The organism is Burkholderia paludis (genome assembly GCF_000732615.1).
GTDB classification, from domain to species: Bacteria; Pseudomonadota; Gammaproteobacteria; order Burkholderiales; family Burkholderiaceae; genus Burkholderia; species Burkholderia paludis.
The window spans coordinates 41,910-55,602 of sequence record NZ_JPGL01000069.1; the positions used below are offsets into that span (position 1 = coordinate 41,910).

The window sequence follows — 13,693 nt, forward strand, 5'->3', positions numbered from 1 at the left end:
GGAAACAAAAAACGCCCGACCGGCGAACCGGTCGGGCGTTTCTGTTTGGGCGGGCGGCTGCTTACTTGCCGACGCCGGATTTCGCGATCTGCTGCTCGACGTACTGCGCGAACAGTGCGTGCAGGTGCGTCGTCGGGTGGACCGTGTCGGCGAACATGTAGGTCTGGTCGGCGTTCGCGGCCGTGTAGGTCTGCGGCGAGCAGAACAGCGACGAGCCGAACGCGCTCGGGTCGGACACGCCGTACTGGGTGGCGGCCGTGACCATCGCCTGCAGGTTGCACGCGGTGCCGGTGTTCGACACCGAGAAGCCGTTGGCCTGGTAGTTCGCGAGGATGCCGTCCTGCCAGGTGAACGTGTCGACCAGCACGTACTTGGTCGTGTCGACCTTGAGCGCCTGCAGCGTCGCGGCGAGCGTGCCGTTGAACAGCATCGACAGTTGCGTGAGGGTCGTCTGCGTGCCGCCCTGGACCGCGAGCGGCGTGCCGCCGATGTCCGGCACGTTCGACACGAACACGTGGGTCGCGCCCAACGCGATGATCTGCTGCACGAGGCCCGCGAGCTGCTGCGCGGCGGTGCCGATGTTCTGCTGCAGCTGCGCCTGCGTGATGGCGCCTGCCTGCAGGGCCGCGACCTGGTAGAAGATGTCGTTCGCGCCGCCGTTCAGCAGCACGATCTGGTTCGCGTTGAAGCTGCCGTGCTGCTGCACGTATTGCGTGAGCTGGCTCGCGATCGGCGTGGTGGTTGCCTGTGCGTAGTCGGCGTTCGGGACGCTTGCGGCCGCATGGCCGATACCCGGCTGCTGCGTCACGCGTGCACCGCCCTGCGCGTAGCCGAGGCCGCCGGTGGCCTGCAGCGGGATGCCGAAGCCGCCCTGGTTCGCGGGCTGCAGCGTATTGCCGTAGTACTGCGCGACGTTCTGCGTCCAAACCTGGCCCGGGTTGGTCGTGAAGCGGCCGCCGCCGAAGCCGAGCTTGATCTGCGAGTAGGTGCCGACGTCGGACAGGCTGTCGCCGAACGATACGATCTGCATGTTCACGCCGGACGGCGGCGTGTTCGATGCGCTGCCGCTGTTGTTGTCGTCGCCGCCGCCGCACGCGGCGAGCAGGGCGAACGCGGCGCCGGCGATCGCGACCTGCGCGGTGCGCAGCATGCGCTGCCGGGTGCGGAAAGGTGCGTGTTGTTGTGTCTGCATCGTTCTATCTCCTCGTAGATATGGCCTGATGTGTTTCTCATCTGCCGCGTGCCTGCTCGGTTCCGGGCTGCGCGGCGGCCGTTGGCTGAAACGGTTTATCGGTCGCGCGCAGCCGCAAGCGGCACGGCGCGCGGATCGGGGTTCGCGGCCTCGGCAATCTGCGCATGATAAGCGCTCGCCCACTCGGGCGGGCCGAAAATCGCGCGCAGCTTGTTGCGCCAGCCGTCGACGCGCAACGCGTCGGCGGCCATCGCGATCCACTCGTGGAAGGTCGCGACGAGCGGGTTGTTCGAGCCGAGCCGCTCGACGATCCCGTACTGCGGCGGATCGTCGGGCGTTTCCTCGACATAGCTGCCGAACAGGCGATCCCAGATCACAAGGACGCCTGCGTAATTGCGGTCGATGTAGCGCGGGTTGCGCGCATGGTGCGCGCGGTGGATCGACGGCGTGTTGAGCACGTATTCGAGCCAGCCGAGCTTGCCGATCGCCTGCGTGTGCACGAAGAACTGGAACGCGAGGTTGATCAGCACGATCCCGACGACCTGCTGCGGCGGAAAGCCGGCGAACGCGAGCGGCAGCCAGAACACCCACATGCCGGCGACGGGGTACATCAGGCTCTGGCGGAACGCGGTCGAGAAATTCATCCGCTCGGACGAGTGGTGGACGACGTGCGCGGCCCACAGCCAGCGCACGCGATGGCTGGCGCGATGGAACACGTAGTAGAGGAAATCCTGGGCGACGAACAGCACCGTGAACGACAGCCAGCCGTCGTGCCACGTGTACAGGCGATAGTGCCGGTAGCAGTATGCGTAGACGGGGATCACGAACAGCCACGCGAGCTTGTCGGCGCCCTGGTGCATCAGCGCGAGCGCCGCGTTGCACAGCGTGTCGCGCCACGCATAGACGTGGTCCTGCGCACGAGTGCGGGCGAGGTGCCAGGCCTCCCACGCGATACAGAGCAGGAAGACGGGCGCCAGCGCGAGCAGAAGCAATTCGACGTCGAATCGCATGGGCGTGTCTCCTTCTTTCCCCTGCAAGCCGTGAGGCCGGGCGTGTGGCCCGTTGTAGATATCGGTCAGGCCAACAGCCTACGCAATCGCCACGCGCTAGGCGAGAGGGGAGCGTAGAGGGTTCCCTCTGAGGACAGGGTTTCTACGGAAGCCGCGTGGCACGGGGGCGGGCGGTGTGGCCCTGTTTTATGGGGACGGTTGGCGCGCGGTGCGTCGCGCACTGGTGGCGGCCCGCGTTTCAAACCGCGGGGGGCGGGAATCGGGGTGCGGGCCGCCCGCGCGGGCGGCCCGTTGCACGGGGTGGCGCGCCGCGCGGCGCTGGTCGACGCACGCCGGCAGCCGGCGGCGCCGTCCCGCGCGGCTCGTCAGTGCGCGCCCGCGTAGATCCACTCGAGCAGCGTGTCGTGCGCGGCGCGCGCGGCTTCCGCGTGATCGTCGTTGATGAAGCTGACGACGACGTAGCTCTGGCCGTCGGCGCCGGCGACATAGCCGGCGATCGCGCGCACGTCGCGCAGCGTGCCGGTCTTGATGTGCGCGTTGCCGAGCACGCCGGCGTTGGTGAGGCGGTTCTTCATCGTGCCGTCGATGCCGGCGATCGGCAGCGAATCGATGAATGCCTGCGCAACGGGGCTCGCGTTCGCGGCCTGCAGCAGCGCGGCGAGCGACAGCGCGCTCACATGCTCTTCGCGCGACAGCCCCGAGCCGTTCTCGAGCACGAGGTCGGGCATCGCGATGCCGTTCTTCTGCAGGAACGCCTGGATGACCCGGCTCGACTGCTCGGGCGTCGCGGGCGGCTTGCCGCTGACCGCGCCGATCGTCAGGAACAGGTTGCGCGCCATCACGTTGTTGCTGAACTTGTTGATGTCGTAGACGATGCTGCCGAGCACCGGGCTGTGATGCACGGCCAGCGGGCGCGCGGTGGTGGGCACCTTGCCTTCGCTCACGGGACCCGCGATCGTGCCGCCGTCCTGCTGCCACAGCGCGAGGAAGCCGCGTGCGAAGAACGTCGTGTGATCGAGGATCGCGAGGTTGGTCGTGTGCGCGCCGCAGCGCAGCGGATAGTCGCCGGCGAACGATGCGGTCATGATCCCGCCGCCGCCGTCCGTCAGTGTCGGCCGCGCGGCCGCGGCGGCCGCGCTGCACGAACCGGTGCCTTCGACGAGCTGGTTGTCGACCGACAGGTTCGCGAGCGGCGGCAGCACGTCGACGGCCACCTTGCCGTCGTCGCCCGGCGTGACGGTGAACGTCACGGCCTTGAACGCATACAGCAGCGGATCGGGGCCGACGTTGTACGGCGCGCTCGCATCGTCGTCGAACGACGGCAGGTCGCGCGTCGACGGCGCGAAATAGCTCTTGTCGAGCACGAGGCCGCCGGCCACGCGCTTGACGCCGGCCTTGCGGAGCTTGTCGACGAGGTCGACCAGTTCCTCGGGCACGAGCTTCGGATCGCCGGTGCCCTTGATGTACAGGTTGCCCTGCAACGTGCCGTCGGGGTCGACCGTGCCGTCCGTGTAGGCGGTCGTGTGCCAGCGGTAGTCGGGACCGAGGATCGACAGGCCCGAGAAGGTCGTCACGAGCTTCATCGTCGACGCCGGCAGCATCGGCCGGCTCGCATTCCACGCGATCAGCGGTTCCGGATCGCCGATGCGCTCGACGACGACGCTCATCGCCGACGCCGGCACCTTTGCGCGCTGCAACGCGACGAGCACGGACGCCGGCAGGCCGGCCGCGCGCGCGGCCGGCGACACGACGGCGGTCTTGTGCGCGTCCTTGTGGGATTTCTTGCGGGCCTGCGCGGCTGGCGCGAAGGCGAGGGCCGCGCAGGTGGCGATGACGGTGGCCGCGCGCAGGCAGGCGCGGGTGCTGGGGGCAAACCGGGTGGAAAGTTCGGAAATCGGCATGGGCGAATACGGGGGAAGCGCGGGGTTCGGGCAGGGCGCGCGGGGCGCCGAAGCGCCCATTGTAGAGACAAGTCCGGACAGGCCCCTTGCAATCCACCTTTCTGTTGCATTGCAGAAGCGCCCGCGCGCATCTTTGCCACGGGCATGCCGCGCACGCGATTCGCGGCGCTACAATGATCGGCGTGTTTGACTCGCCCCATGGATGCCTGTCCCGATGCGGATTCTGCTTGTCGAAGATGATCGAATGATTGCCGAGGGCGTGCGCAAGGCGCTGCGCTCGGACGGCTGCGCGGTCGACTGGGTGCAGGACGGCGACGCGGCGCTCACCGCGCTCGGCGGCGAGACGTACGACCTGCTGCTGCTCGATCTCGGCCTGCCCAAGCGCGACGGGATCGACGTGCTGCGCACGCTGCGCGCGCGCGGCCTGGCGCTGCCGGTGCTGATCGTCACCGCGCGCGACGCGGTCGCCGATCGCGTGAAGGGGCTCGACGCGGGCGCCGACGACTACCTCGTCAAGCCGTTCGATCTCGACGAGCTGGGCGCGCGGATGCGCGCGCTGATCCGCCGTCAGGCCGGGCGCAGCGAATCGCTGATTCGCCACGGCGCGCTGACGCTCGATCCCGCTTCGCACCAGGTGACGCTCGACGGCGCGCCGGTCGCGCTGTCCGCGCGCGAGTTCGCGCTGCTCGAAGCGCTGCTCGCGCGGCCCGGCGCGGTGTTGTCGAAGAGCCAGCTCGAGGAGAAGATGTACGGCTGGGGCGAGGAGATCGGCAGCAACACGGTCGAGGTGTACATCCACGCGCTGCGCAAGAAGCTCGGCTCGGACCTGATCCGCAACGTGCGCGGGCTCGGCTACATGGTCGTCAAGGAAAGCTGACGCGTGAGGTCGATTCGTCATCAATTGCTGATCTGGCTGCTCGCGATCGTCGTCGCGGGCGTGGGCATCGCGGGCTGGCTCATCTATCGGCAGGCGCTCGCCGAGGCGAACGAACTGTTCGACTACCAGTTGCAGGAAATCGCCGCGGCGCTGCCGTCCGAGCCCTTCTCGCAGGTGTTCGGCTCGCGCACCAACGGCGACGAAGGCATCGTGATCCAGATCTGGAACCGCAACGGCGTGCTGATGTACTTCTCGCATCCGCGTGCGCCTATCGCGCCGCGCGCCGAGCTCGGCTTCTCGACCGAGCGCACCGACCGCGGCGAATGGCGCGTGTACGGCGCGATCGTCGGCGACAACGTCGTGCAGCTCGCCCAGCCCGTGTCGGTGCGCAACCGCCTCGCGGCGAACGTCGCGCTGCGCACGCTCTGGCCGCTGATCGTGCTGCTGCCGTTCCTCGGCGCGGCCGTGTGGGTGATCGTCGGGCGCGGGCTTGCGCCGCTGGGCCGCGTGACGCGCGCGGTGGAAGCGCGCCGGCCGGAAGCGCTTGATCCGTTGCCCGACGCGCGCCTGCCGCTCGAGGTGCAGCCGCTCGTGCGCGCGCTGAACGGGCTGCTCGCGCGGCTGTCGGCCGCGCTCGATACACAAAAGGCCTTCGTGGCCGACGCCGCGCACGAACTGCGCACGCCGCTCGCGGCCGTGCAGATCCAGGCGCAGCTCGTCGCCCGCGCGAAGGACGACGCGTCCCGCCGCGAGGCGGTCGCGGATCTCCAGGACGGCGTCACGCGCGCGACGCGCCTCGCGGAGCAACTGCTCGCGCTCGCGCGCGCCGAACCGGACGGCGCGACGATGCGCGAGCCGATCGATCTGCAGGCGCTGCTCGCCGAATGCGTGGCCGCCCATGCGCCGCTCGCGCAGCGCCGCGATATCGATCTCGGCTTCGAGGAGGCGCGTGCGGCGAGCGTCGTCGCGGACGTCGGCGCGCTGCGCGTGATGTTCGGCAACCTGCTCGACAACGCGGTGAAGTACACGCCGGACGGCGGCCGCATCGACGTGTCGCTGACCCGCGACGCGGCCGGCCGCGCATGCGTGCAGATCGGCGACAGCGGGCCGGGCATTCCGGCCGACGAACGCGAGCGCGTGTTCGACCGCTTCTATCGCGACAGCTCCGCGCGGGCGCGCACCGACGTGTCCGGCAGCGGGCTCGGGCTCGCGATCGTCAAGCGCGTGGCCGCGCAGCAGGGGGCGACGGTGTCGCTCGGCGACGCGGCCGCGGGCGGCCTGCTCGTGAGCGTCGTGTTCCGCGACGCCGACCTGCCGGCCCAGGCGCCGCGCGAGCAGGAAGCCGTCTGACGGGAGCGCCGGGCGGTGGCCCGGAGCCTGTGCGCGCGAAGGGCGGGCCAGCCGCACGGATGAATCGTTCCGGGCAGCGGAGCGCGCCTGGCACCGCGGCCGGCAACGCGCGTTCGCGAGCCCGTTGTGCGCGCGAGCCGGCCCTGAGCTTCGCTCAAGGCTGATTAAGCCTCCTTTAAGTCAGGGTCGTTACGCTGCATTCCAACAAAGAGGAGGTCCTACGATGAACACCCGATTCCTTGCGCGCGGCGCCGTCGCGGTCGCCGTGGCGGCTGCCCTGTCCGCTGGCTACGTCGCCGGCACCCGCCGCGCCGATCCGCAGATCATCACGCCCGCGCAGGCCGCCGCGCTGATGCCGGCCGAAGCGGCCGCCAAGACCGGCATCCCCGATTTCTCCGGGCTCGTCGAGACCTACGGCCCGGCGGTCGTGAACATCAGCGCGAAGCACGTCGTGAAGCAGGTGTCGCGGCGCGTGCCGCAGCCGCAACTGCCGATCGATCCGAGCGACCCGTTCTACCAGTTCTTCAAGCACTTCTACGGCCAGGTGCCGGGGATGGGCGGCGACGCGCAGCAGGACGACCAGCCGAGCGCGAGCCTCGGTTCGGGGTTCGTGATCAGTTCCGATGGCTACATCCTCACCAATGCGCACGTGATCGACGGCGCGAACGTCGTCACGGTCAAGCTGACCGACAAGCGCGAATACCGGGCGAAGGTTGTCGGCTCCGACAAGCAGTCCGACGTCGCGGTGCTGAAGATCGACGCGAGCGGCCTGCCGACCGTGAAGATCGGCGATCCGGGCCAGAGCAAGGTCGGCCAGTGGGTCGTCGCGATCGGTTCGCCGTACGGCTTCGACAACACGGTCACGTCGGGCATCATCAGCGCGAAGTCGCGTGCGCTGCCGGACGAGAACTACACGCCGTTCATCCAGACCGACGTGCCGGTGAACCCCGGCAACTCGGGCGGCCCGCTGTTCAACCTGCAGGGCGAGGTGATCGGCATCAACTCGATGATCTACTCGCAGACGGGCGGCTTCCAGGGCCTGTCGTTCGCGATCCCGATCAACGAGGCGATCAAGGTGAAGGACGAGCTCGTGAAGACCGGGCACGTGAGTCGCGGCCGTCTCGGCGTCGCCGTGCAGGGGCTGAACCAGACGCTCGCGAGTTCGTTCGGGCTGCAGAAGCCGGACGGCGCGCTCGTCAGCTCGGTCGATCCGAACGGCCCGGCCGCGAAGGCGGGCCTGCAACCGGGTGACGTGATCCTGTCGGTCAACGGCTCGCCGGTCGCCGATTCGACGTCGCTGCCCGCGCAGATCGCGAACCTGAAGCCGGGTTCGAAGGCCGATCTGCAGATCTGGCGCGACAAGTCGAAGAAGTCGGTCAGCGTGACGCTCGGCGCGATGGCCGACGCGAAGCTGGCGTCGAACGACGGCGGGCCGGTCGAGCAGGGGCGCCTGGGTGTCGCGGTGCGGCCGCTGTCGCCGCAGGAGCGCAGTGCCGACAACCTGTCGCACGGGCTGATCGTGCAGCAGGCCGGCGGGCCGGCCGCCAACGCGGGCATCCAGCCCGGCGACGTGATCCTCGCGGTCAACGGCCGCCCGGTCACGAGCCCCGAGCAGTTGCGCGATGCGGTCAAGAACGCGGGCGACAGCCTGGCGTTGCTGATCCAGCGCGATAATGCCCAGATCTTCGTGCCGGTCGACCTGAGCTGACCGGCCACGACGGGCGCCGCCGTTCGTTCGCGCGGCGCCGCGCCCGGCCCATGTTCCGACCCCAAGGAGAGAGCCATGCACCATCTACGCAACGTGTCCCGATTTGCCGTCGCCGCGGCCCTGGCCGCCGGCCTCGCAGCCGGGGCGACCGGCGCGTACGCGCAGGACGGCTTGCCTGCCGCACGCCAGCAGGGCGACGTCAGCTTCGTGTCCGGCGGCGTCGGGCAGGACGAGTCGACGGCCTTCCAGCGCAACGAATCGAAGTGGCCGCTGGCGCTGCGCTTCACCGGCAAGGGTGGCGAGTTCCTGGCCGACGTTCACGTGCGGATCGTCGACGGCAAGGGCGCCGACGTGCTGAAAACCGACGCGCGCGGGCCGTACATGCTCGTGAAGGTGCCGCCGGGGCGTTACACGGTGCATGCGTCGTATCAGGGCAACGATGAATCGCACGCCGTCACGGTCGGGGCGAAGGGCGGCACGAAAACCGCGTTCCAGTGGAGCGCGCAGTAGCCTGCTATCTGCGGCCCCGGCCCGGGTCGCGCATTCGGACGAAGTTTCGCCCATAATGAAGCCACGGCACCCTGCCGTGGCTTTTTCGTTTCCTGCGCCCGGCCTGCCCGCCGGGCCGCCCGAAGGAGAAACGATGTCCGATGCCGCCGATCCTCGACTCGAAATCGTGCCGAACCGCCATCGCGTGCGCGTGATCCATCGCGGCATCACGTACGCCGATTCGCATGGCGCGCTGACCGTGCGCGAATCCGGACTGCCGGACATCCACTACCTGCCGCGTCGCGACGTCAACATGCGCCGGCTCGTGAAATCGGCCATCACGACGACCTGTCCGTTCAGGGGGCAGGCCGTGCACTTCGATTTGCAGACGGAAGACGGCGTGATCGAGCGCGCCGCATGGAGTTACGAGGAACCGGAGGGGGCGGCGTCCGCGCTCGCGCACTACGTCGCCTTCGATGTCGCACGGATCGACAGTCTCGTCGAGACGTCCTGATGCGGCGCGCGTTCATCGGGGAGGCGTCATGGAACTGAACGACACGTTACGCGTACCGCTCGCGCCGCTTGTCGTGCGGGAGGCTTTCGAGGATCTCGCATTGCTGCGGGCGAGCTTCGACCATTGCGAATCGTTCGCGAAGCTGGCGCACGGCGAGTTCGCGCTGACGATCACGGTGCCGCTCGGCCCGTTGCGTGCCCGCTACGACGTGCGGGCGCATGCGGCCGCCGAACGGGACGACGCGCAAGGGCAGCCGCGCCGCGTGATCAATTTCAAGGCGCGGGCCGATGGCCTCGGCGCGCTGCGCGGCCAGGTCGAGCTCGTGCTGATGCCGGATGACGACGCGGACGCGACGCGTCTGTCGTACGTGGTCTGGGCGACGGCGAGCGGACCGCTCGCGGAGCTGCCCGGGCGGCAGATCGACAACGCGCTGCGCGAATGGACCGACGATTTCTTCCGTGAATTCTGCGCGGTCGTGCAGGCGAAGCACGGTCTCGCGCCGAATCGCGCGCGCTCGGCCGCGCACCGGCGCCAGCATGTGTTCCTGCGGCCGGCGTCGCTGATGGCCGCGACGAAGCGTCCGCTGCCGCATCTCGGCGGCGCGCTGACCGGGCGCGCGGCCAGCGCGCTCCCGCATCGCGGTTCCGGTACGGTGCCCGTGTGGGCGTGGGCCGCGATGATCGTGTTCGTCGCGCTGCTGCTTTACGCGACGCGCTGGATCAACGGCGGCTGAGCCGCCGCCCCGTTCGGCCGCCGGCGCTGCTTCACGGCCTGCCCGTTGCGCCGTTGTTCGCGGAGCGGGCGCTAGCGTCCTGCCTCGGCGCCGCTTCCGGCGCCGCGAAATTCCCTTCGATACGCGGACGGCGACGTGCCGAGCGCGCCCGCGAAATGCTGGCGCAGCGACACGCTCGATCCGTACCCGGCCGCCTGCGCGATCGCGTCGATCGATTGTCCGGTGGTTTCCAGCAGGTGTTGCGCGCGTGCGAGCCGTTCGGCCTGCAGCCATGCGGTGACGGTCGTGCCGGTCGCCTGGCGGAAGTGCCGCGTGAACGTGCGCCGGCTCATCAGCACGCGTTCGGCGAGCGAATCGACGCTGTGCGCGGTATCGAGGCGTGCGCGCACCCAGTCGAGCAGGCCCGCGAGCCGTGCGTCGCGCGGGTGCGCGGCAACCGGCTGCGGCACGTATTGGGCCTGCCCGCCCTGGCGGTGCGGCGGGATCACGAGACGGCGCGCGATCTGGTTCGCGGCGTCGGAGCCGAAGCGCCGCCGCACGACGTGCAGGCAGCAGTCGAGCCCCGCGGCCGTGCCGGCCGACGTCATCAGGTTGCCGTCGTCCACGTACAGCACGTCCGGATCGAGCTTCACGCGCGGAAAGCGCTGCGCGAAGTCGTCGGCCCAGGCCCAGTGCGTGGTGGCCGGGCGGCCGTCGAGCAGGCCGGCGGCGGCGAGCACGTAAGCGCCCAGGCACAGCCCGACGAGTTGCGCGCCACGGGCGGCAACCGCGCGGACGGCGTCGAGCAGCTCGTCGGGCGGCGCTTCGTCCGGGTCGCGCCACGCGGGCACGATGACGATATCCGCGTCGTCGAGCCCGTCGAGGCCGTACGGCGCGGTGATCGTGAAGCCGCCCGTCGTCGACAGCGGGCCGCGCTCGGCCGAGCAGACGCGGAATTCGAATACGGGCGACGCGGCCGCGTCGCGCTCCTTGCCGAACACGACGGACGGCACCGACAGGTGGAACGGACTGACGCCGTCGTACGCGATCACGGCGACGACGGTCGGGCGGGGCGGGGCGGGCGGGACGGCGGCGGCCATGGCGGGCTCCGGAATGGCGATGGCCCGATTCTATCGAAGAATGGCTATCGGGCCACTGTCCGCGTGGGCGACGCGGCCCGACAATGCATCGCATCGCGCGGCTGGCCGTCCCGTCCCGGGGCGGCGCCGCGCTCCACCGACCCGGAGCCCGCCATGTCGAACGCCGTCCCGCATCCCGCCTCTCAATCCGCCTCCCGTCCCGCCGCCCGCCGGGCGCTGATCGTGATCGACGTCCAGAACGAATACGTGACGGGCAACCTGCCGATCGAGTATCCGCCGCTCGACGTGTCGCTCGCGAACATCGGCCGCGCGATCGATGCCGCGCATGCGGCCGGCGTGCCGGTGATCGTCGTCCAGCACGTCGCGCCGGCCGGCGCACCGATCTTCGCGCCCGGTTCCGACGGCGCCGCGCTGCATGCGGTGGTCGCCAGCCGGCCGTATGCACATCTGATCGAGAAGTCGCAGGCGAGCGCGTTTGCGGGGACCGATCTGGCCGCGTGGCTCGACGCGCACGGTGTCGACACGCTGGCGGTGACCGGCTACATGACGCACAACTGCAATGCATCGACGGTCTATCACGCGGCACACGCGGCGTTGAAGGTCGAATACCTGAACGACGCGACGGGCGCGCTGCCGTACGAGAACGAAGCGGGCGCGGCGAGCGCCGAGGAGATTCACCGCGCGTACGCGGTGGTGTTCCAGTCGAATTTTGCCGCCGTGATGTCGACCGACGCGTGGATCGCCGGACTGGCCGGCGCGCCGATGCCGCAGTGCGATTCGGTGGTCGCGTCGAACGGGCGGGCCCGCGAGCGGCGCGTGAAGGCGGCCTGAACCGGGCGGGCGGCGCGTTGCCGCCCGCCGTCCGGAGAAACGCAAACCGCTGCGGGCAGGCGATGGCCCTGCGCGTCAGTCGGCGGCCTTCAGCATCGCCGGGCTGTAGCGCATCATGTCGAAACAGCCGTCGACGAGCTTTTCCGCATGCTGCTCGGCATCGATCTCGTCGGGCAGCATCAGCATGTCGCGCACGAAGCCGCTGACCAGCGTGTGCAGCATCAGCGCCGCGCGCCACGTATCGAGCCGTTCGGGCAGCAGCTTGAGCCGCACGGCTGCCGCCAGATCGGCGTCGATCGCGTGCAGCGCCTCGCTCATCCCCGCGCGATTGCGCTGCAGCAGCGGCTCCATGTCCGCGACGTATTCGCACTTCATGAACAGGATGCTGAACACGCGGCGCAGCTGCGGGTCGCGCTGCACGCCGAGCAGGCACCAGATCAGGATCTGGCGGATCTTCTCGAGCGGATGGCCGCCCGGCGCGTCCAGCGGCATCCGCTTCAACTCGTCGATCGGCAGAAACACGCGGTCGAACATCGCGTCGAACAGCTCGCTCTTGTTCGCGAAATGCCAGTAGATCGCGCCGCGCGTCACGCCGGCGTGCTGGGCGATGTCCGCGAGCGACGTGTGCGACACGCCCTTCTCGAAGAACACGTGCTCGGCGGCGTCGAGGATGCGATTGCGCGTCTCGAGCGCCTCCTCCTTGGTACGTCTGACCATGTGCAGGCCTGATTGGATCGATCGTAGATGAATATAGGGTCGGTGACCCTCGCCGCCGTCGTGCAGACGGGCTATGCTTGCGATTGGTAACAATCCGTAAGACTGGACCGTTGGCGGGGCATAAACGGGCTTTTTACATACATTCGTGAATGTATATACAATACCACCCTACGATCGAATGACCCAAGTGGCAATCAGTTAATATCCCACACTGCTGATTCCCGCCCAAGCACCAGTCCGCAGTTCGCTGCATCCCGTCGGCATGGAGGTCGCGTGCCGACGTGCCGTATCCAGTAGTCCAGTAATTCAGGTGTTCGATCTGCGCCGCGAGGCGCATCCGTGTTGCACTCCCGACGGTCGGGTGTGGCACTTATTCCATTGGTTATACACAGAGGTCGCTCCATGCGCGTCGAACGGGTTCCATACCGCTTAATCACTGTCGCGACGGCCGCCGTTTTCCTGGCCGCGTGCGGGAAAAAAGAATCGGCACCGCCGCCGCAAACGCCGGAAGTCGGCGTCGTCACCGTCCAGCCGCAATCCGTACCGGTCTTCTCCGAACTGCCGGGCCGCACCAGTGCGTTCCTCGTCGCGCAGGTGCGCGCGCGGGTCGACGGCATCGTGTTGCGCCGTGAATTCACCGAAGGCACCGACGTCAAGGCTGGCCAGCGCCTCTACAAGATCGACCCGGCACCGTACATCGCCGCGCTGAACAGCGCGAAGGCGACGCTGGCGAAGGCGCAGGCGAACCTCGTCACGCAGAACGCGCTGGTCGCGCGCTACAAGGTGCTGGTGGCCGCGAACGCGGTCAGCAAGCAGGACTACGACAACGCGGTGGCCACGCAGGGCCAGGCCGCGGCGGACGTCGCGGCCGGCAAGGCGGCGGTCGATACCGCGCAGATCAACCTCGGCTATACCGACGTCGTGTCGCCGATCACGGGCCGCGTCGGCATCTCGCAGGTGACGCCGGGCGCGTACGTGCAGGCGAGCCAGGCGACGCTGATGTCGACGGTGCAGCAGCTCGACCCGGTGTATGTCGACCTCACGCAGTCGAGCCTCGAAGGGCTGAAGCTGCGTCAGGACGTGCAGAGCGGGCGCCTGAAGACGACCGGCCCGGGCGCGGCGAAGGTGTCGTTGATCCTGGAGGACGGCAAGACCTATTCGGAGCAGGGCAAGCTGCAGTTCTCGGACGTGACGGTCGACCAGACCACCGGCTCGGTGACGATCCGCGCGGTGTTCCCGAACCCGGGCAAGGTGCTGCTGCCGGGGATGTTCGTGCGTGCACGGATCGAGGA

Annotated in this window: 13 protein-coding genes; 8 read left to right on the top strand and 5 right to left on the bottom strand. The window is 69.2% G+C overall.

Features of this window, described 5'->3' with window-relative positions; all coding sequences use genetic code 11:
• Positions 1-61 precede the first annotated feature (61 nt).
• From GQ56_RS0132300 to dacB, 3 genes are all read right to left on the bottom strand, one after another.
• A complete protein-coding gene (locus GQ56_RS0132300; RefSeq protein WP_031402587.1) occupies positions 62-1,192 on the bottom strand; it encodes an SGNH/GDSL hydrolase family protein in 1,131 nt (376 codons plus the stop codon).
• A gap of 95 nt (positions 1,193-1,287) precedes the next feature.
• Positions 1,288-2,202 carry a sterol desaturase family protein gene (locus GQ56_RS0132305; protein WP_031402588.1) on the bottom strand — a complete coding sequence of 305 codons (915 nt, stop codon included), beginning with the start codon at positions 2,200-2,202 and terminating at the stop codon, positions 1,288-1,290.
• A 365-nt stretch (positions 2,203-2,567) separates the two neighbouring features.
• Entirely contained in the window at positions 2,568-4,103 is a 1,536-nt protein-coding gene (gene dacB / locus GQ56_RS0132310) for a D-alanyl-D-alanine carboxypeptidase/D-alanyl-D-alanine endopeptidase (RefSeq protein ID WP_031402589.1), read from the bottom strand.
• Positions 4,104-4,317: 214 nt separating this feature from the next.
• On the opposite strand from dacB, the gene GQ56_RS0132315 reads away from it, so the two are divergent.
• From GQ56_RS0132315 to GQ56_RS0132340, 6 genes are all read left to right on the top strand, one after another.
• Positions 4,318-4,980, top strand: coding sequence for a response regulator (locus GQ56_RS0132315; protein ID WP_031402590.1), 663 nt, complete (start codon positions 4,318-4,320; stop codon positions 4,978-4,980).
• A gap of 3 nt (positions 4,981-4,983) precedes the next feature.
• On the top strand, positions 4,984-6,330 hold the full coding sequence (locus GQ56_RS0132320; RefSeq protein ID WP_031402591.1) for an ATP-binding protein: 1,347 nt from the start codon (positions 4,984-4,986) through the stop codon (positions 6,328-6,330).
• A gap of 223 nt (positions 6,331-6,553) precedes the next feature.
• The gene (locus GQ56_RS0132325) at positions 6,554-8,038 is read left to right on the top strand and encodes a DegQ family serine endoprotease (protein ID WP_031402592.1); all 1,485 of its coding nucleotides are present in this window, start codon (positions 6,554-6,556) and stop codon (positions 8,036-8,038) included.
• A gap of 75 nt (positions 8,039-8,113) precedes the next feature.
• Positions 8,114-8,548 carry a carboxypeptidase-like regulatory domain-containing protein gene (locus GQ56_RS0132330; RefSeq protein ID WP_031402593.1) on the top strand — a complete coding sequence of 145 codons (435 nt, stop codon included), beginning with the start codon at positions 8,114-8,116 and terminating at the stop codon, positions 8,546-8,548.
• A gap of 133 nt (positions 8,549-8,681) precedes the next feature.
• Entirely contained in the window at positions 8,682-9,041 is a 360-nt protein-coding gene (locus tag GQ56_RS0132335; protein WP_031402594.1) for a DUF427 domain-containing protein, read from the top strand.
• A 28-nt stretch (positions 9,042-9,069) separates the two neighbouring features.
• A complete protein-coding gene (locus tag GQ56_RS0132340; protein ID WP_031402595.1) occupies positions 9,070-9,774 on the top strand; it encodes a CoxG family protein in 705 nt (234 codons plus the stop codon).
• A 71-nt stretch (positions 9,775-9,845) separates the two neighbouring features.
• On the opposite strand, the gene GQ56_RS0132345 is transcribed toward GQ56_RS0132340, so the two are convergent.
• Complete coding sequence (locus GQ56_RS0132345) at positions 9,846-10,853, bottom strand: helix-turn-helix domain-containing protein (protein WP_031402596.1); 1,008 nt, start codon at positions 10,851-10,853, stop codon at positions 9,846-9,848.
• 153 nt (positions 10,854-11,006) lie between these two features.
• Between GQ56_RS0132345 and GQ56_RS0132350 the strand changes: the two genes are divergently transcribed.
• Entirely contained in the window at positions 11,007-11,684 is a 678-nt protein-coding gene (locus GQ56_RS0132350; RefSeq protein ID WP_031402597.1) for a cysteine hydrolase family protein, read from the top strand.
• 75 nt (positions 11,685-11,759) lie between these two features.
• Here GQ56_RS0132350 and GQ56_RS0132355 read toward each other — a convergent pair whose 3' ends face one another.
• Positions 11,760-12,401, bottom strand: coding sequence for a TetR family transcriptional regulator (locus GQ56_RS0132355; protein WP_031402598.1), 642 nt, complete (start codon positions 12,399-12,401; stop codon positions 11,760-11,762).
• Positions 12,402-12,803: 402 nt separating this feature from the next.
• On the opposite strand from GQ56_RS0132355, the gene GQ56_RS0132360 reads away from it, so the two are divergent.
• On the top strand, positions 12,804-13,693 hold an 890-nt coding region (locus GQ56_RS0132360), incomplete at its 3' end, for an efflux RND transporter periplasmic adaptor subunit (protein ID WP_031402599.1).